Source organism: Vibrio chagasii (genome assembly GCF_002954585.1).
In the GTDB taxonomy this organism is placed as follows: Bacteria; Pseudomonadota; Gammaproteobacteria; order Enterobacterales; family Vibrionaceae; genus Vibrio; species Vibrio chagasii_A.
Genome location: NZ_MSCI01000002.1, coordinates 626256 through 645716, shown reverse-complemented (window position 1 = coordinate 645716; position 19461 = coordinate 626256). Strand labels below are relative to the sequence as shown.

The window sequence follows — 19461 nt, the reverse complement described above, 5'->3', positions numbered from 1 at the left end:
TAAGCTCGAAGATCGAAACAGGAAATAAAAAGGCAAAGCTTATATGGGCTTTGCCTTTATCGTTTTTGATACATTTCGACCAATTCGCTATTCAAACAGGGGCTTATCACTCTTCTGGCTCTCTCTTTTCATCAAAACCAATACCACAACTAACACAAATGCAGTAAGTTCAGCTAACGAACGCGTCAGCCCTGACGATGTGATGGCTTGGCCTATCTGCAGTAACACTGCAATGATGAGGGCAATTTTCATAATAAGACCTTATTCTATAATCCGTTATTTATATGGCTTATTATGATGGATGGTTATAAAGACAATAAATTCTGTTTTGAACTATCTAATGTCCAAATCTGCTAAACGGAGACTAAACAGATTAAAATCTCCATTTCTATCATTTTGATTTTTTGTGTTGCAACAGCCACTGCGCTAATCCCGCTCTCGATACCTTGATGCCTAATTGTTCTTGCTCTGGCATGCGGTAGTAGTCGATAGGGAACTTAAATCGCTCCAGACTTCCTTGTAGCTGTTCGGCAAACCACACTTTGCTTGGCATTTCATCACAATCGATAATCGCAACGGGTCTAAAACCAAATTCACTGTCTTCAACGGGTATGATAAAGGCTTGCTTAACCTCAGGAAGTTTACTCAGTGCCCTCTCAATTTCTTCACAGTGAATATTCTCACCGCCAGAAATAAACTGATTATCGGCTCTGCCAATAATCGACACTTGCTCGCCATTCCATTGACCAAGATCTTTACTATCAAACCAGCCATTCTCATCCACTAATGGGGTTAAATTACCTTGATAGTAGTAACCAGAAGCGAGGGTATTGCCTCCAATATAGATACGTTGGTTTTCTATTTTCAATTGGCGATGATTAAGCACAAAACCGGCAGTGCAGCTCGCATCAACAGGCTTTGCCGTCACCGTTGAGGCCGCTTCCGTCATGCCATAACCAAGCCAAGTCTCGATCCCCATTTGCTGAGCTTCAAGGCCAAGTGCTTCTGGAATATGGCTACCACCTAACAGCACATGAGTTAAAGTAAGTGCTTGCTTACTCTTTAATAACCTATGTAGTTGAGTAGCGACCAACGAAGCATGACTACACCCCTTGATATCGGATTCAAGCTGACCAATACCCATTTTTATACAGCCACCAGCAACGAGCCAACGATGAACAATCGCCAGCCCCGACACATGGTACATAGGTAAACTCAGTAGCCACGTATCACTGCCTTTAAATTGGAAAGCGCCCAGTAACCCGGCAGCAGAACATAAGTGCTGCTCAAGTGTGTGAGCCACCGCTTTAGGGTTTCCGGTAGAACCTGAAGTAAATACGATACTCGCGAGGTTTTGAGGACTGAAACAGGAAAGTTCTGACGTTGCTGCTGGCTTGTCATCAACATTCAGTTTTTCATCAACATTCAAATCACTCAAACAAGGCAATGTAAGTAACTGAGTGTTTGGCTCAGCAAGGTTTGATTGATTTAAACCACTACTTTCTAACAACCATAGATAACGCCTAGCCGACGTCCTATAAAGCGATTCAAGCTTTTGTGCTAAGCGAGCAGCAGGTTGAGGCATAGTGAACGCGCAAAGCACACCTAGGTTCAGTGCCGCTAGATAAACGGGAATCACTTCGGCTTGGTTCTTACCAACAATGGTCAACACATCGCCTTGAGAGAGGCCTTGTTCTGATAACTGTTGTTGGTAATCACTCACTAACGCCACAACTTGCAGCCAAGTGTATGCACGGTTGGGAGTAACGAATGCTGTTTGATGTGGGTTCAGCTGCGCCCACTGTACCCAGAGCGGGTGATGATTAGATTGTGGGCGCATCATAAGATAACCAAGTTAAAGATTGAAAACTGATTGAGTCAACCGAACAATCGGCCTATGAAGACCAAATCAGCTGCTGCTGTTCAAGCGTCGCAACAGGAAGTTGGCAACCTGGCCATGGCACTTCAAGCTGTTGTTGATACAAACCAATCGTATCAAGCCCCGGCACTTCATTAGGCAAGTACTGCTGTGCCAATCGCGCAATCTGAGTTAAGCCAAGGCTCGACTCAATACTTGAGCTTAGTACAGGCTTAATACCGAGTTGCTGTGCTCGTTCAATGATTGCCACACAACGCTCTACCGAGCCAATTAAGGTTGGTTTAATTACCACAGCCTTAACACCAGTTAAATCACTTAAATCAAACTCAGGGTTACGCACCGCTTCTTGCAGTGTTTCGTCCCAAGCAATTGCTACGCCGTGGTCGATGGCAAAAGCCAAGCTATCTTCTGGCTTTTGGCAAGGCTCTTCAATAAAGCTAATACGCTGACGCAGTGATGGCGAAATGTATTTAATGAACTGCTTCGCTTTTTCAGGCTTCCACGCTCGGTTAGCATCAAGTCGTAGCGTTAAATCAGGAATCGATTCAAGGAATAAGCTCACCAGCATCCCATCACGGATCGCTTCGTAAAGACCCACTTTAACTTTAGCGACCTTCTCACCTTCCATCTCATTAAGCACAGGGATCAATTCATCAGGGTCACCTGTACATAGAGGTGCAGCTTGGTAGTTACCTTCCGCATTGAGTTCGCCTTGAAGCTCCATCAACGCCATTGAAAAACCAAACGCCACTGACGGATAAAGTTCATCGAATGGGGTGTTAGGTTTGTTGTGACTCCAAAGCTCTAGCTCGTTTTGTAACTGAATGCCAGCTTGCTCGGCATCTTCTTGACTAAAGCCCGGCAAAGGTGCGACTTCGCCAAAACCAGACTTACCATCACACTCAAGATGGATAATGTAGCCAACACGTTCGTTCAACTTATTATCACGCAGCACCACGCCACTATCCATAGGTAGTTGATAACGATACAGTTTAGCGTGACGCTGGGAATTCATTGAATTCATAAGGTTTCCTAAAAAACGGGAACATTAAAACAAAACGAGCCGCTATTTAGCGACTCATTCTGAAGAGGATAAAACTATGGGTTACGCGGGAATTTGTCGAAATCAGGTCGACGTTTCTCGTTAAACGCATTACGGCCTTCTTGGCCTTCCTCTGTCATGTAGAACATCATGGTTGCGTTACCTGCAAGCTCTTGCAGACCGGCTTGGCCATCACAGTCGGCATTTAGCGCTGCTTTCAGACAACGTAGCGCCATTGGGCTGTGTTGCAGAACTTCACGACACCAACGAACGGTTTCTTTTTCTAGGTCAGCGACAGGCACAACCGTGTTCACCAAGCCCATATCCAATGCTTCTTGAGCATCGTAGAAACGGCATAGGAACCAGATTTCACGCGCTTTCTTCTGACCAACGATACGAGCCATGTACGAAGCGCCCCAACCGCCGTCGAACGAACCCACTTTAGGGCCAGTCTGACCAAATTGAGCGTTGTCTGCTGCAATAGTAAGGTCAGCCATCATATGAAGCACGTGACCACCACCTACAGCCCAACCCGATACCGCTGCGATTACTGGCTTAGGACAAGTACGGATTTGGCGTTGGAAATCAAGCACGTTCAGGTGGTGAGTACCTGAATCATCTTTGTAGCCGCCGTAGTCACCACGAATACTTTGGTCACCACCAGAACAGAACGCCTTTTCACCAAGACCCGTTAGAATGATTACGCCAACTTTCTCGTCGTAACGAGCGTCAGCCAGAGCATTAATCATCTCTTTTACGGTTTGTGGACGGAACGCATTGTGCACTTGAGGGCGAGCAATCGTGATTTTCGCAATACCGTCTTCAGACTTGTGGTATTGAATATCTTCATATTGACTGCTTTCATCGCGCCAGTTAACGGCTGCGTAAAGTTCTTCTTCTGTGATGCCTACTGTTTTAGCCATGGTGATTCCCATTGTTCTATTAGAGAGCGCGACTATCGAAGAGTCGCGACGGTGTTGCTCTGCTTGTCATAGCGCTTGATACGAGAGACACGCTCAGTCAGTTCATCAACGACTGGCGATACATTGGATAATCAAGTTTGAAAACATCTCTGGTTGTTCAAAATGAACATTATGACCAGCGTAATCAACCTGACTATATTCAAAGCCACTATTCTCAGCTAGCTCCATGAATTTACGATCTTTTTCACCACATACATAGTGCAAAAGATGCTCATGAGATTTTAATGTAGCACGTAAATCAGGTTGCTTCGCTAACGAAGTAGATAACAACATATTTGCTACGGATACTCCAAGGTTACCACTACGCTTTATGACCAAAGTTTGTCTTTGCTCATGATTTAGTGAAGAAAAGACGCTTTGTTGATACCAATCGTCTAAAACATCCTCAATCGACTGCTGTGCAAAGCGCACGGCCCATTGCGTATCATGCACTAACCTTTGTGCTCTTTCTTCGTCACACTCCAAGCCAAAGTTACCACCTTCGATAATGACTTTTTCAAGATTCAGTGTTTCAAAGCAAGGGCTTGTCACCCCATACATGGCGAGCCTTCCTCCCATTGAGTAGCCAATCACCACGATAGGATAATCTGCAGGAAGATCGTTCTCCTCCAACTGAGAAGTGATGCACTGAACGATCTTGGTGCAGCAGTGTTCAAAGCCTACAGGATCGATAAAACGGCTTTGTCCGTGTCCAGGTAAATCTATGCAAAGACGAGGAAAATCTTCGAGGAAGGGGTGGCATGCACTCCAATCATCCCCGCTTCCGAGTAAACCATGTAAAAAAACAAGCAAAGGTTTGTCAGAAGGTACTTGCGCAGCTGGGTAGTAATTGGAGTAAAGCATGTATAGTCCTTAGGCTAATGCCTCGGTGAGCATTGAGCTGAATTGCTTCAACAAAGTAGACGCTTGTTCGGGAGGCGTCTTAACTTCCACGAGCAAAGTACCTTGACCTTGTTCGAAATGTTTTTCGATAAGCGTTTGATAACAGTTAAGGGTTTCAGGGGCAGCATAATCGATCTTGAATTGTGCAGCGGCATGCTCAAAGCTGAAACCATGAGGCATCTGATAAAGTGCCTGTTTTTGTTGCTCAGGTACCGGCAACAAATCAAAAATCGCCCCGCCATCGTTATTGGTGACCATAATAACCATTGGCGTTGTGTTGTGAGTGAGTAGCGCTAGCGAATTGAGATCGTACAACAAAGAGGTATCACCAATCAGCATCATCAAAGGGGTTTGGTTAGCTTTCACCACGCCCGCAGCCGTCGCCACCAAGCCATCAATGCCCGAGGCACCACGGTTGCTGTACACTTGAGTCGCAGATATTGATGACAACATATCCACCAGCCTTACCATCAAGCTATTTCCCACAAATAACTCTCTGCCTTTAAGTCTAAACGACAAGTCAACGGCGACACTCAACTCTGTAAGTTGATCATTATTAGAGATTTGTGCCAATACTAATTGTTGAACTATGTTCGCGACTTCAGCCAAAGGTGCCGCCCAGCCAGCATGTTCTCCCAACAGCGTCGGTAGATGCTGCTCTGATAACCAATATTCGATATCCGCGACGATGTGAGTTTGAGGCAGATGATCTTGATTAATACGATGTACATCTGGTGAAACAACGATGTACTGCGATGAACAAAATGTGGAAGCTTGTCCTTTTACCCATTGGTTAAGACGCTTAGATACGATGCGCTCACCAAACTGGATAATAAAATCACACTGACTAAGCTGCGCTTTGGCTGCGTCACTTTGCATCCACAGATCATAGTGTTTCCAGTCACTACTGACACCCGATTGAGGGTCACAGAAAACTGGCCAGCCCAAAGCTGACGCAAATTGCTTGGCTTTAATTGCAGCTTCATTCTCGATAGAACCAATAATCACCGCGCCTTTAAAAGCGACATAATCACTTGCTGAAACAGGCTGAGCGTTTAAATGGCTCGGTAAATAAGTGTTCGAGTAAAGGCTGGTTGAAGCTCTCCAAGCTGCCACGCTCTTTGTATAACCCGCATACATCTCAGCGCTATTAGCGGAATAAAGAGGCTCTGGGAACGGACAGTTGATGTGAATAGCACCACCAACACTGCGTTGTTTCGCCAGCGTGTGATCAATCGATGTCAGCAGCCAATTCAAAGAAACTTGTGTCGTCGGGCTTGGCAGGTTTAGCTCAGTTTCAACATGAGAAGAGAAGATACCCTGTTGCTGAATCGCTTGGTTAGCACCACAATCGACTAAATCAATCGGTCGATCAGAGGTCAGCAAGATTAGCTTTTCTCGCGTTAACCCAGACTCAGCGGTCGCTGGTAGAAGGTTAGCCACAGCAGTACCGGACGTAACAATCACCGCAACTGGCTTGTTACTGGCTTTTGCTAAACCTAGAGCAAGAAAGCCAAGCCCGCGCTCATCAAAGTGCGTATGTAAAGTGAGCTTAGAGTTGGCTTCAGCTTCGAGTGTTAGTGGTGTTGAACGAGAGCCAGGCGCGATGCAAACATGTTCAACACCGCTGCGGACAAGCTCTTCAAGTAATGTGTTACACCAAACTCTGTTTAATACCGCTTGGTCGTGACTCATGATGCCACACCCAATGGTGGGTGATCAGAAATCAGGCTAAGTAAGGTCGACATCTTCTTATTCAGTTCTTGCCACTCGTGCTCTGCTACCGATCCGGGCACGATCCCCGCGCCTGCAAACAGCTGTACTTGATCGTTTACAACCAATGCACTTCGAATCGCCACACAGAATTCCGCTCGTTGATGACTGATATAACCGACAGAACCGGCATACCAGCCTCTAGCAAACGGTTCATGTTCCAGAATGAAGTCCATTGCTTCTTTACGCGGTAAACCAGCGACTGCTGCGGTAGGTTGTAAAGCCGCAAGTAACTGAACGCCATTAACGCCATTATTAAGCTGCGCGTGAATATTGCGTTTTAGATGCTGCACCTTACGCAAACGAACAAGGCGCGCTTCTTTCTCTACGTGCACGGATTGTGAATGAGGCGTGAGACGCTCAATGATGTCGTCGACCACATATTGGTTCTCATTGAGGTTTTTAGTGTCTTGAGAAAGCCAGTTGGCTAGCTCCATATCCTCAGTCGCGTTCTCGCCACGACCAATAGTCCCAGCCAGTGCTTCCGTATCAAGCTCGGTGCCATGTCGACTATATAGGCGCTCAGGCGTCGAACCAATAAAGCTGTGCTTTGAATCCAGTACCAACATAAAGTGGAAGCTGTGGTGATTTTGCAGATAGCTCGCTTTAAGTAGTTGAGCAGCACAAATAGGCGCATCAAGCTTTAGCGTCGTTTTGCGTGCCAAAACCACTTTCTTATATTCTTCGTCGCTAATGCCTTTAAGCACCTTCTCAACCAAACCACCCCACTGTTCTCTTTCTGGAACGTGGTTAATCTGTTCAATATGCGCAGACAATGGAGCCAATATCGCAGCATCAACAGCCAGCTTATTCAGAGCATTAATCGACGCAACGCGATCGGACGATAAATTAACGGCCAACGACCAAGTGTCGTCAAAGCGGAGCAATTCTATATGAGGAAGAAAGAAGAAAGACTCCATGCAACGACGATTTTTTTCAGTGTGACCGTCAAATGAACGCCCACCCCAAATTCGTTGGTCTTCACCAAGAATCGCATACGCGGGTGCTGGATCTGAAAATGTGTGCAACTGACCAAGCGCAACCACCTCTTCACGAATGTCGCGTGACTGCCAGTAGAACTTAGGAAAGAGCGGTTGAGCATGAAGCCATTCGATAAATGCAAACGATGGTTTTTGCGTGAGAGCTTCAACACAACGAACTTCGCTTGCTTGGGCATTTTGTACTCGCTCAATCAAAGCTGAGATAGTTTGCTGGAAATGTGACAAATCGACCTCGTTCACATCTAAATTCTTATTATATTAGTTTGATAATTTATGTGTAGCACCCACTTAGATCAAGAATGTCCGATATCTTTTCAAAATTCCTGTGACTTTAAGCGAGCCCCTCTATCATTCTAGACAATAACCATAAAAGCGATGAATTAAAACTTAGAGAAGGGTGACAACAAAAAGACCAAACGTGACACTGAAATGCGACATTCATCAGATTTTTATTCTATCAAACGTCATTTTGCGGTACTTTAATAAAGTATTTAAATTAATTTCAGGAAATCGGCAATGCAAAATATCGGGATGTCGTCAAAACTCAACAGCGTATGCTACGAAATCAGGGGGCCTGTACTCAAACATGCTAAGCGCATGGAAGAAGAAGGGCATAAAATACTAAAGCTTAACATTGGTAACCCCGCCCCATTTGGTTTTGACGCCCCTGATGAAATCCTTGTTGACGTAATCCGTAACCTGCCGACATCTCAAGGTTACTGTGACTCAAAAGGTATCTATTCAGCCCGTAAAGCGGTTGTTCAACACTACCAGAAAAAAGGTCTACGCAATCTTGACGTAGAAGACGTTTACATTGGTAACGGTGCTTCAGAGCTTATCGTTATGTCTATGCAAGCGCTACTGGATAATGGTGATGAAATCTTAGTTCCCGCTCCAGATTACCCTCTATGGACAGCGTCTGTTGCGCTTTCTGGTGGTACTCCGGTTCACTACATGTGTGATGAAGATGCAGACTGGTATCCAGATCTGGATGACATGCGTGCAAAGATCTCTCCAAAGACTCGCGGCATCGTTCTTATCAACCCGAACAACCCTACAGGTGCGGTTTACAGCCGTGATTTCCTACTTCAAGTTGTCGAGATTGCACGTGAACACGGCCTAATCATCTTCGCTGATGAGATTTACGACAAAGTCCTTTACGACGGTGCTGTACATACCTCTGTTGCAACGCTTGCTGAAGACGTACTGATGGTAACATTCAACGGCCTATCTAAAGCTTACCGTGTTTGTGGTTTCCGTGGCGGGTGGATGTTCCTAACGGGCCCCAAACATTTAGCCAAGGGCTATGTTGAAGGTCTTGAAATGCTTGCCTCGATGCGTTTGTGTGCCAACGTGCCAATGCAGCACGCAATCCAAACGGCACTAGGTGGCTATCAAAGTATCAATGAACTGATCCTGCCTGGCGGCCGCCTACTTGAGCAACGTGACCGAGCATGGGAACTGATTAATAAGATCCCAGGTGTTTCTTGTGTAAAACCAAAGGGCGCGATGTACCTGTTCCCAAAAATCGACACCGAGATGTACAACATCAAAGACGATCAGAAGTTCGTACTCGATTTCCTAAAGCAAGAAAAAGTACTGTTAGTACAAGGTACTGGGTTCAACTGGCCTAAGCCTGACCACTTCCGTATTGTGACTTTGCCACATATTGAAGACCTTGAAGTCGCAATTGGTCGCCTAGAGCGCTTCTTGCAGACTTACAATCAAGACGACCTTATCGAAGGTTAATCATCACAAAGAAAGATGGCTACAATTTGCTGTTTTAAAAGACTTTAACTTGTATTCATTCACTTCTATGCTTAAAAGGCTCCAGTTTAGGAGCCTTTTTTGTATCCGATGTCTCGTGCAGTTTGTGGCAAACAAAAAGTACGAGTGGAGCACTCTCTAGATAGGACACTTATGAAACAGAGCCATTTCTTCGCCCACCTCGCACGTATGAAGCTTATCCAGCGCTGGCCTCTGATGCGCTCCGTCTCAAGCGAGAATATTTCAGAACATAGTCTACAGGTCGCATTCGTCGCCCATGCCTTGGCGCTTATCAAAAACAAAAAGTTTGATGGCAAGCTGAATCCAGAACACATTGCCCTAATCGGGATGTACCATGACACCAGTGAAGTACTGACTGGGGACCTACCAACGCCTGTCAAATACTACAATCCAGATATTGCCCAAGAGTATAAGAAAATAGAAGCCGCCGCAGAGCAGAGACTGCTTTCGATGCTGCCAGAGGAGTTTCAAGACGACTTCGCGCCTTTCTTAATCTCCGGCACCGCCAGTAAAGAAGAGCAGAACATCGTAAAACAAGCCGACACTATCTGTGCTTATCTCAAATGTTTAGAAGAGCTCAGTGCTGGCAACCATGAGTATGAACAAGCCAAACGTCGGTTAGAAGAGACTCTCGAACAGCGCAAAAGTCCTGAAATGGACTACTTTCTCACCACCTTTGCCCCAAGCTTTGAATTATCACTAGACGAGATAAGCTAGCTGGGTATAAGTTGCTTGTAATTACTTAAATAAAGTCAATTTGATAGGTGATATTTTGAATTCTCAACTCGAACCTTCTTTTGCACTCGAACAAGAGTGGCAACATCGAAATGACGATGAACACAAAATAAGACGTGATGATCACCGCAGCCCTTATCAGCGCGACCGAGCGCGCGTGCTTCACTCTGCCGCTTTTCGTCGACTACAAGCAAAAACTCAAGTGCACGGCACCACAGTTAATGACTTTCACCGCACGCGCTTAACCCACTCGTTAGAAGCGGCACAGCTCGGTACGGGCATTGTTGCGCAGCTCAAGAAAAAACAACCTGAGTTTCGAGACCTTCTGCCTTCCGATAGCCTAATTGATTCTTTATGCCTGGCTCACGACATCGGCCACCCACCTTATGGACATGGTGGTGAAGTTGCACTCAACTACATGATGCGCGAACACGGTGGCTTTGAAGGCAATGCCCAAACGTTTCGCATTGTCACGCAGTTAGAGCCTTATACTGAGCATCATGGGATGAATCTATCTCGACGTACGCTATTGGGACTGATCAAATACCCTTCACTACTCAGTGAGGTTGAGGCAAAAGAGCAGTCTGAGCCAGTTAAGCACCAGCGACAACTCCGAGCCAAAGATTGGATGCCCGCGAAAGGTATCTACGATCATGACGAAGCACTCTTCAACTGGGTACTTGAGCCGCTTTCTGCTAACGATCAACAACTTCTCAAACAGAAGAGAAAGTCGCACACAGAGCCACTCGAACATAACAAGACTAAGTATAAGTCACTCGACTGTTCCATCATGGAGCTTGCGGACGACATCGCCTATGGCGTGCATGATCTGGAAGATGCCATTGTGCTTGGTTCAGTGACTAAAGCGCAGTGGGTTGAATCTGCTTATCCGCATTTAAAAGAGGTCGCTGATCCGTGGATTTGTGAGCACCTAGACTCCATCACAGAGATGTTGTTTTCTGGCGAGCAATACCGCAGAAAAGATGCCATTGGTGGGATTGTTAACGCGCTACTGACGAGTATCTCGATTAAGCCCGTTGATGAAAGTTTTGAGAACGCACTGCTTGCCTACAATGCCGTCTTGGAGCCCAGCATGGATGCCACCCTCGATAAGCTAAAACACTTCGTTAGCGAATTCGTGATTCAAGTGCCGCAGGTTCAAGTTATTGAGTACAAAGGTCAGCAGATCATCATGGATATGTTTGAAGCGTTCAGCGCCGATCCTGAGCGCCTGTTGCCACTGCCAATCAAGAAGCAATGGCTACAACATCAAGATGGATCCAGAAAGATGCGCGTAATTGCTGATTACATCTCATCAATGACCGATGACCTTGCTCAGAAGATGCACCAACAGTTGTTTTCTGCACATACCGAGTTCTAGACGTAATCGCAGTACTTAGACTCAGCGAACTTAGATAAGTATTGGTGAGATTACGCTAAGTAGTTTTTCTCAAATACACCCGGCGGCATTTGATTGATTTGAAACTGAATCATTTGGTCAAATGCCGTTAACAGCGGGCTGAAATCTCGGTCACCTTCTAACAAGCTCAACAAATAGTACCCAGCTTCTACCGTCGACAAGCTATTTTCGCTTGGCGCTTTACGGATTCGGTAATTACCTTTGAGATCTTTTGGTAGGTGTACTGTGCTTAGCGCATGCAAGTTGCTAGACACTTGCCATATCTTGAATGCCTTTTTCCAAGTGCCATCCAGTAGAATCACACGCAGCTTTTTATTAGGGCTTGTTACAGACTCGACAGGCACAGAGTGTTCACTCGGGTACAAAATCACGTGCTGATATTGCTCATCAGCCAGTAATGCATTCAGTCGCTCATTGTCTGAAAAATCTTCGCCGACAATCGTCACGCTGTTTTTTAAAGATAACGAGAGGATACGCGCGGTTCCCATCGGACGATGCTCTTCTGATGGGTGCTGAAGAATGATAAGCTCAACGTTCGACTCTAGTGGTGTAACCCACTGACAAATACAAGCTTTCAAAGCCTTGCTGCATTGGGGGCAATAACGAGACATGGATGTAATGTGTACCCTGTTTTAATTTTCACTTCACTTTTATGCGTCATATTCCAACTAGAGCCCGTGCAAGCTTGGGTCATTTGGGATAAAAGTGCGATTGTCGATGGACAATGGTGGCGGATCCTAACAGGAAACTTTTCACATACCAACTACTCACACCTGCTTATGAATCTTGCGGGCTTATGGATCATCAGCTATCTGTTTCAACCGACACGAAAACAACTTATCTCCGCGTTAATTCTGATCAGTTTAGTTACTGGATTGGCTCTGCTACTTTCAAGTATTCAAGTCTATGTAGGCTTATCGGGAACGCTGCATGGATTGTTTGGTTTATTCGCTCTCAGAGAGGCGTTAAACGGCAGGAAATCGAGTTGGCTGTTAGTATTAGGATTAGTCGCTAAAATCGCTTGGGAACAGCTTGTTGGTCCTTCTAGCACGACCGGTGAACTGATTAACGCGAGAGTGGCTATTGAAGCCCACCTAGCAGGTACACTGACAGGCGGCTCCATGGCTATCATTTCATTTTTAATGGGTAAAAAAGCGAACTAAAGTTGTATCCTTTCGCGATTCTTTTCAACCGTAGCCTCACCAATCCCTTTCACACTCACCAAGTCGTCAGCACTCGCAAACGCGCCGTGCTCAGTTCTGTAGTCGACAATATCTTTAGCTTTCTTATCGCCCACGCCTACCAGTAACGCTGATAATTCCTCTGCGGTCGCGGTATTAATGTTTACCGTAATCTCAATGCCATCATAAAGCTCAGCCTTGGTTGGGCTGTCTGCAAATGCTGTAGGGCTTAAGAAAATCAAAAATGAAAGAAGTAGTGTTGAATATAAAGTACGCATAATCCATTCCTTTGTGAAAAAAGGTAACTTATGCGTTTGCAGCAAGAGATAACATGATCACCAGATAAAAATAAAGCGGGCCACCTAAGTGACCCGCTTTGTTATACATCTTATTTTCATCAGCTTGCTTGTTGGCTCACAAATCTGTTTTGGAGTTCAACTAGCGAGACAATTGATGATTATTGACCTTGGCCTACAACGTAGTATTCAACGTCTGCGTTTTTACGTAGTACGTTTAATACATTAGTCAGATCTTGCTGGTTACCAACACGCTCCAACTGAGCACCAATTTGAGTGCTGTATGCAGGGTTAATTTCAGCCGTTACTTTAGACAGCTCTACAACAACGATGTTGCCGTTTTGGTCTTTAGACTGGCCGAATACCACTTTGCCTTCTTCTGGCTTCGCTAGAGCGAACACAGACGCAGCTAGTGGAGAGTTACGGTCAATAGTCTCAAGCTCTGTGAACTCAAGGTTGTTTTCCGCTAGTACTGCTTCGTTACCAGCTTTAAGGTCATTAACTAGAGAAACACCTAGCTCAACAGCTTGCTCTTCCGCTTTTACAGCAGATAGTGCAGCCACAACTTGATCTTTCACTTCTTGAAGAGGAAGAACTGTCTCATCACGAGTCTCTTCAACACGTACAACGATTACGTGCTCAGGAGCCACTTCGATAACTTCAGAGTTTAGGCCATCTTCTTTCACTTCAGGGCTCAAGATAGCTTGCATTACTGCAGGCGTCTTCAACACTTCAGGTGCATCTACTTGAGAGATGAAATCTGTTGTTGTGATCTTAGCGTTGATAGCTTCTGCAGAGTCATCTAGTGAGTCAGGGAATTCAAACGCTACTTTTTCTAGCTCAGTTTGCATTTCGTAGAACTGGTCTACTGCGTGTTGGTCTAGAAGTTCTTGCTTAATCTCAGATGCTACTTCTGCGTATGGCTGAGATTCAGGCGCTTTTAGTTCGTTTAACTTGATGATGTGGTAGCCGAAATCAGACTTAACCAAACCAGTAGTATCACCAACGTTCTGAAGTGCGAAAGCTGCGTCTTCGAATGCTGGGTCCATAACATCGCGTTCGATCCAACCTAAGTCACCACCAACATCTGCACTGCCGAAGTCGTCAGATTTCTCTTCCGCTAGCGTAGCAAAATCAGCGCCTGCGTTTAGCTCGTCTAGGATCGCTTGCGCTTTCGCTTCGTCGTCGCCTTCAACAAGGATGTGGCTAACTTTACGTTGCTCTGCCGTTGAGTACTTGTCTAAGTGCTCTTGGTAGTATTTTTGTGCTTCTTCGTCGCTTACTTCAAGCTGAGACTTAAGTGCTTCAGCAGAAAGTTCAATGTAAGACACTTTAGCTTGCTCTGGGCGAGTGTACGCTAGAGGGTTTTCAGTGTAGTACTGTTCGATTTGCTCATCAGTTAGCTCAACGTTTTTCGCAAGGTCAGCAACAGAAAGAGTTACTGTGCGAATATCACGAGTCTGTGCAATTAGCTTGCTTTGCGTGTCGATTTCGCCTTGAAGAACAAACTCACTGCCTTGAAGTGCCGTTACAAGCTGGTTACGCATTAGGTCACGACGCATGTATTCAGCGAAGCTTTCTGCGCTGAAACCTGCACGACGTAGTGCTGCTTGGTAAACTTCTTGGTCGAATTGACCCGCAGTTTGGAACTGTGGCATTTCTAGAATCATTGTACGGATTTGAGAATCACTGATTCGTAGGCCTAGAGACTCTGCTTGCTGCTCAAGTAGAACGTCGTTGATCATGCGATCAAGTACTGATTTACGGAAAGACTCTACGTATGCAGGGTCTGCAAGCATTTGAGCAAAGTAATCGCCAAGCTGAGATTGCATTCGATTACGTTCGTTTTGGTAAGCTTGTTCGAACTCACCACGACCGATTTCTGTATTGCCAACTTTAGCTGCTGCGTTGTTACCGCCACCGGTGATGTAGCTGCCTACACCTGCGAATACGAATGACAGGATAATCAACCCAAGGATAATTTTTACCGCGATGCTATTCACGCCTTCGCGTAATCGATCCATCATAATTTAAGTGCTCTCCGGATATGAAGCATTGGCTTCAAAATAAAAATCTATTCACGCGATATTATCAGAAAAAGAAATGCGCATCAGTAGGATGCGCATAATTTAAATTAGTTCAATGTGCTTCGCACATATACTGTTTAAGAATGAAACATCATTTTTCAAACAGTAAACGCATTTTACTGCCTTCCCCTCTTTCAAATAGAGGTTTCAGCAATAGAAATTAGTTACATGCGTCTTTAAGTGCTTTACCCGCTTTGAAGCCAGGTACTTTAGCTTCTGCAATTTGGATCTCTTCACCAGTTTTTGGGTTACGACCTGTACGAGCTGCACGAGTACGAACACTGAAAGTACCAAAGCCAACAAGTGCAACTTGATCGCCTGATTGTAACGTTGTACCAACTGCTTCGATGAATGCGTCTAGAGCACGGCCAGCTGAAGCTTTAGAGATGTCTGCGTTTTCTGCGATTGATTCTACTAGTTGTGTTTTATTCACTGTTTTTCCCCTATGTGTCATCTGTGACTACTTCTCGATGACTGTACGTTCCATTTTGGTTTTAATTTAGCCGCAAGCCTTATTGCAAAAGGGCTGCCGCTTTGATCAATAACTTAGCGTCCAAAAAAAACGCTGACAAGCCTTTTCGGGCCTATCAGCGTAATTCTTTACTTATTTTTGCTATGCATCACTATTTTTTCACGTCAAACTCGACCCCTGACGGATCTCGTTCTAGCGCGACTTTCAGTACTTCATCAATCCACTGAACCGGGATCACCTTCAAGTCAGCGATTACGTTGTCTGGAATCTCCTCCAAATCACGCTCGTTGTCTTTCGGAATCAGTACTGTTTTGATGCCACCACGGTGCGCAGCAAGCAGTTTTTCTTTCAAGCCACCGATAGGTAAAACTTCACCGCGAAGGGTAATTTCACCAGTCATACCAACCTCTGCTTTCACCGGATTACCCGTTAAGCTAGAGACAAGTGCAGTACACATCGCGATACCCGCACTTGGACCATCTTTCGGTGTTGCACCTTCTGGTACGTGAACGTGAATATCACGCTTCTCGTAGAAATCTGAGTTGATACCCAGTTTTTCAGCACGAGAACGAACCACGGTCATCGCAGCTTGAATCGACTCTTTCATCACATCGCCAAGAGAACCGGTTTGCGTTAGTTTACCTTTACCCGGCATTGCTTCGGTTTCGATAGTTAGCAGATCGCCACCAACTTGAGTCCACGCTAGGCCTGTTACTTGACCAATACGGTTGCTCTCATCCGCTTTACCGAAGTCGTGACGCTGAACACCTAAGTACTCTTTTAGGTTATCCATAGTAACAGTCACAGACTTAAGATCGCTGTCTAGCAGGATGTTTTTAACCGCTTTACGGCAGATCTTAGAGATTTCACGCTCTAGGCTACGTACACCCGCTTCACGTGTGTAGTAACGGATAATACCGATGATTGCAGAATCTTCGATAATAATCTCGTTTGCCTTAAGACCGTTGCGTTTCACTTGCTTATCAACAAGGTGACGCTTAGCGATATTCAGCTTTTCATCTTCTGTGTAACCAGACAGACGAATCACTTCCATACGGTCCAGTAGTGGGCCAGGAATGTCCATCGAGTTAGAAGTCGCAACAAACATAACGTCTGACAGATCGTAATCTACTTCTAGGTAGTGATCGTTAAACGCGTTGTTTTGCTCTGGGTCGAGTACTTCTAGTAGGGCTGAAGATGGGTCGCCACGCATATCAGAAGACATCTTGTCGATTTCATCTAATAAGAACAGTGGGTTCTTAACACCAACTTTAGACATCTTCTGGATTAATTTACCCGGAAGAGAACCAATGTAGGTACGACGGTGACCACGAATCTCAGCTTCATCACGAACGCCACCTAGTGCCATACGCGTGTACTTACGACCTGTAGCAGCCGCGATAGAGCGACCTAGTGACGTTTTACCCACACCTGGAGGACCAACAAGACAAAGGATTGGACCTTTCAGCTTATTGATACGGTTCTGCACCGCCAAGTACTCAAGAATACGTTCTTTAACACGTTCTAGACCGTAGTGGTCTTCGTTTAAGATCTCTTCCGCTTTCGCTAGATTCTTCTTAACTTTTGAGCGCTTAGCCCAGGGAACGCCAACCATCCAATCGATGTAGCTGCGTACTACTGTTGCTTCAGCAGACATTGGCGACATCATTTTTAGTTTTTGCAGTTCTTGCTCGGTTTTTTCACGAGCTTCTTGAGGCATTTTTGACTCTTCGATCTTCTTCTTCAGAGTCTCGAATTCGTCTGGAGCGTCGTCCATCTCGCCAAGTTCTTTCTGAATCGCTTTCATTTGCTCATTCAGGTAGTACTCACGCTGAGATTTTTCCATCTGCTTCTTAACACGGCCACGGATGCGTTTTTCAACCTGCAGGATATCAATCTCTGATTCCATTTGGCCCATCAGGAACTCTAGACGCTCAGTCACATCTAGAATCTCTAGTACGTGCTGTTTGTCTACCAGTTTAAGTGGCATGTGTGCTGCGATGGTATCTGCAAGACGAGCTGCTTCATCAATCCCGTTCAGAGAGGTTAGAACCTCTGGTGGAATCTTTTTGTTTAGCTTAATAAAGCCTTCGAATTGATTGATCGCGCTGCGAACAACCACTTCTTGTTCTTTTTCGTCAAGTTCTGAGGTAACAACGTATTCGGCATCCGCTAGGAAAAACTCACTCTCTTTGAACTCATGAATTTTTGCACGTTGCTGACCTTCAACAAGTACTTTAACCGTACCATCAGGGAGCTTAAGTAACTGAAGAATGGTAGCGACGGTACCTACTTTAAATAGGTCGTCAATTGAAGGCTCATCAGTGTCCGCTTCTTTCTGCGCAACAAGTAGTACTTGTTTGTTAGCTTCCATTGCCGACTCTAGGCAAGTAATCGATTTTTCACGACCAACAAACAATGGAATAACCATGTGTGGGTAAACCACTACATCACGTAGAGGTAGCACGGGGATTTCGATACGCTCGGAACGTTCCAAGTTCATATATTTCTCTCTTCCGCTTTAACTTATAAAGCAGTATATGGGGCTTAAACGACTGGATTCAATGGAAGAATAAAAAAAAGGAGGTAATTGCTTACCTCCTTTTTCAATTTGAGCGACTTGTCTAAAAAAGACCTACTCTGCAACAGCTGCTTGATTGTCTGAGTTGCTGTAAATCAACAGTGGTTCTGACTCACCATTGATTACCGACTCATCAATCACAACTTTGCTTACATCAGTTGAAGATGGCAGTTCGTACATAGTTTCTAGTAGAACACCCTCCAAGATAGAACGTAGACCACGAGCACCCGTTTTACGGCTCATCGCTTTCTTAGCAATCGCACGTAACGCGTCTTCGCGGAATTCTAGTTCTGTATCCTCTAGCTCAAATAATGCTGCGTACTGTTTAGTCAGTGCATTCTTCGGCTCACAAAGGATTTGGATTAGCGCTTCTTCATCAAGCTCTGTCAGTGTTGTTGTAACAGGTAGACGACCAATGAATTCTGGAATTAGACCATACTTCACTAGATCTTCAGGTTCTACTTGAGTGAACAGTTCACCAATCGTTTTGGTTTCATCTTTTGAACGCACTTCAGCGCCAAAACCGATACCTGAACCTGTTTCTACACGCTGTTCAATCACTTTATCTAGGCCGGCAAATGCACCACCACAGATAAATAGGATCTTAGACGTGTCTACTTGCAAGAACTCTTGTTGTGGATGCTTACGACCACCTTGTGGTGGAACAGAAGCAACTGTACCTTCAACAAGTTTTAGTAGAGCTTGCTGTACACCTTCACCAGACACGTCACGCGTGATTGATGGGTTTTCAGCTTTACGAGAAATCTTATCGATTTCATCGATGTAAACAATGCCGCGTTCCGCTTTCGCTACGTCGTAATCACATTTCTGAAGCAACTTCTGGATGATGTTTTCAACATCTTCACCCACGTAACCTGCTTCGGTTAGTGTAGTTGCGTCTGCCATTGTGAACGGAACGTCTAGGAAACGAGCCAGTGTTTCAGCCAGTAGCGTTTTACCACTACCAGTAGGACCGATAAGAAGAATGTTACTCTTACCTAGTTCTACGCCTTCAGCTGTCGTATCACCATTACGTAAACGCTTGTAGTGGTTATATACTGCAACTGCTAGCACTTTTTTCGCGTATTCTTGACCGATTACATAGTCATCAAGGTGCTCACGAATCTCACGCGGCGTTGGCAGCGATTCAGATTCTTTCTTAGGAAGAACATCTTTGATTTCTTCACGAATAATGTCGTTACAAAGATCGACACATTCATCACAAATGTAAACAGAAGGACCTGCGATTAACTTGCGAACTTCGTGCTGGCTTTTGCCACAGAAAGAGCAGTAAAGCAGTTTACCGCTACCACCCTCTTTGCTTTTATCTGTCATTCGCTA

General features: G+C 45.2%; 17 protein-coding genes. 4 read left to right on the top strand and 13 right to left on the bottom strand.

Going from position 1 to position 19461, the window contains the following annotated elements; all coding sequences use genetic code 11:
* Positions 1–87 precede the first annotated feature (87 nt).
* The 7 genes from BTO10_RS23465 to BTO10_RS11025 all read right to left on the bottom strand — a co-directional run bounded on the left by BTO10_RS23465 (position 88) and on the right by BTO10_RS11025 (position 7785).
* A complete protein-coding gene (locus BTO10_RS23465; RefSeq protein ID WP_004739942.1) occupies positions 88–252 on the bottom strand; it encodes a hypothetical protein in 165 nt (54 codons plus the stop codon).
* A 139-nt stretch (positions 253–391) separates the two neighbouring features.
* Positions 392–1843, bottom strand: a complete 1452-nt coding sequence (menE, locus tag BTO10_RS11050) for an o-succinylbenzoate--CoA ligase (protein ID WP_105024553.1) — start codon at positions 1841–1843, stop codon at positions 392–394.
* Positions 1844–1895: 52 nt separating this feature from the next.
* On the bottom strand, positions 1896–2903 hold the full coding sequence (menC, locus tag BTO10_RS11045; RefSeq protein ID WP_105024552.1) for an o-succinylbenzoate synthase: 1008 nt from the start codon (positions 2901–2903) through the stop codon (positions 1896–1898).
* Positions 2904–2977: 74 nt separating this feature from the next.
* On the bottom strand, positions 2978–3844 hold the full coding sequence (gene menB, locus BTO10_RS11040; RefSeq protein WP_004739939.1) for a 1,4-dihydroxy-2-naphthoyl-CoA synthase: 867 nt from the start codon (positions 3842–3844) through the stop codon (positions 2978–2980).
* A 105-nt stretch (positions 3845–3949) separates the two neighbouring features.
* Complete coding sequence (menH, locus tag BTO10_RS11035; RefSeq protein WP_004739938.1) at positions 3950–4747, bottom strand: 2-succinyl-6-hydroxy-2,4-cyclohexadiene-1-carboxylate synthase; 798 nt, start codon at positions 4745–4747, stop codon at positions 3950–3952.
* Between the two features lie 9 nt (positions 4748–4756).
* Positions 4757–6481, bottom strand: a complete 1725-nt coding sequence (menD, locus tag BTO10_RS11030; protein ID WP_105024551.1) for a 2-succinyl-5-enolpyruvyl-6-hydroxy-3-cyclohexene-1-carboxylic-acid synthase — start codon at positions 6479–6481, stop codon at positions 4757–4759.
* Complete coding sequence (locus BTO10_RS11025) at positions 6478–7785, bottom strand: isochorismate synthase (protein WP_105025590.1); 1308 nt, start codon at positions 7783–7785, stop codon at positions 6478–6480. Before BTO10_RS11025 ends, menD begins: the two co-directional genes overlap by 4 nt.
* Positions 7786–8076: 291 nt before the next feature.
* Between BTO10_RS11025 and BTO10_RS11020 the strand changes: the two genes are divergently transcribed.
* The 3 genes from BTO10_RS11020 (at position 8077) to BTO10_RS11010 (ending at position 11464) form a co-directional block, all read left to right on the top strand.
* Positions 8077–9309, top strand: coding sequence for a pyridoxal phosphate-dependent aminotransferase (locus BTO10_RS11020; protein ID WP_004739935.1), 1233 nt, complete (start codon positions 8077–8079; stop codon positions 9307–9309).
* Between the two features lie 171 nt (positions 9310–9480).
* Positions 9481–10065, top strand: coding sequence for a 5'-deoxynucleotidase (yfbR, locus tag BTO10_RS11015; protein ID WP_004739934.1), 585 nt, complete (start codon positions 9481–9483; stop codon positions 10063–10065).
* A gap of 55 nt (positions 10066–10120) precedes the next feature.
* The gene (locus BTO10_RS11010) at positions 10121–11464 is read left to right on the top strand and encodes an anti-phage deoxyguanosine triphosphatase (RefSeq protein WP_105024550.1); all 1344 of its coding nucleotides are present in this window, start codon (positions 10121–10123) and stop codon (positions 11462–11464) included.
* A 50-nt stretch (positions 11465–11514) separates the two neighbouring features.
* Here BTO10_RS11010 and BTO10_RS11005 read toward each other — a convergent pair whose 3' ends face one another.
* Entirely contained in the window at positions 11515–12114 is a 600-nt protein-coding gene (locus tag BTO10_RS11005; protein ID WP_105024549.1) for a tRNA-uridine aminocarboxypropyltransferase, read from the bottom strand.
* A 9-nt stretch (positions 12115–12123) separates the two neighbouring features.
* On the opposite strand from BTO10_RS11005, the gene rrtA reads away from it, so the two are divergent.
* Complete coding sequence (gene rrtA, locus BTO10_RS11000) at positions 12124–12666, top strand: rhombosortase (protein ID WP_004739931.1); 543 nt, start codon at positions 12124–12126, stop codon at positions 12664–12666.
* On the opposite strand, the gene BTO10_RS10995 is transcribed toward rrtA, so the two are convergent.
* From BTO10_RS10995 to clpX, 5 genes are all read right to left on the bottom strand, one after another.
* Positions 12663–12962, bottom strand: coding sequence for a ComEA family DNA-binding protein (locus tag BTO10_RS10995; protein WP_105024548.1), 300 nt, complete (start codon positions 12960–12962; stop codon positions 12663–12665). The genes rrtA and BTO10_RS10995 overlap by 4 nt on opposite strands.
* Before the next feature lie 179 nt (positions 12963–13141).
* Positions 13142–15007: a peptidylprolyl isomerase gene (gene ppiD / locus BTO10_RS10990; RefSeq protein ID WP_105024547.1), complete on the bottom strand. Its 1866-nt coding sequence runs from the start codon at positions 15005–15007 to the stop codon at positions 13142–13144.
* Positions 15008–15227: 220 nt separating this feature from the next.
* Positions 15228–15521, bottom strand: a complete 294-nt coding sequence (locus tag BTO10_RS10985; RefSeq protein ID WP_012604504.1) for an HU family DNA-binding protein — start codon at positions 15519–15521, stop codon at positions 15228–15230.
* A 169-nt stretch (positions 15522–15690) separates the two neighbouring features.
* On the bottom strand, positions 15691–18042 hold the full coding sequence (lon, locus tag BTO10_RS10980; protein WP_105024546.1) for an endopeptidase La: 2352 nt from the start codon (positions 18040–18042) through the stop codon (positions 15691–15693).
* A gap of 132 nt (positions 18043–18174) precedes the next feature.
* Entirely contained in the window at positions 18175–19455 is a 1281-nt protein-coding gene (clpX, locus tag BTO10_RS10975; RefSeq protein WP_008220631.1) for an ATP-dependent protease ATP-binding subunit ClpX, read from the bottom strand.
* Between the last annotated feature and the right edge of the window lie 6 nt (positions 19456–19461).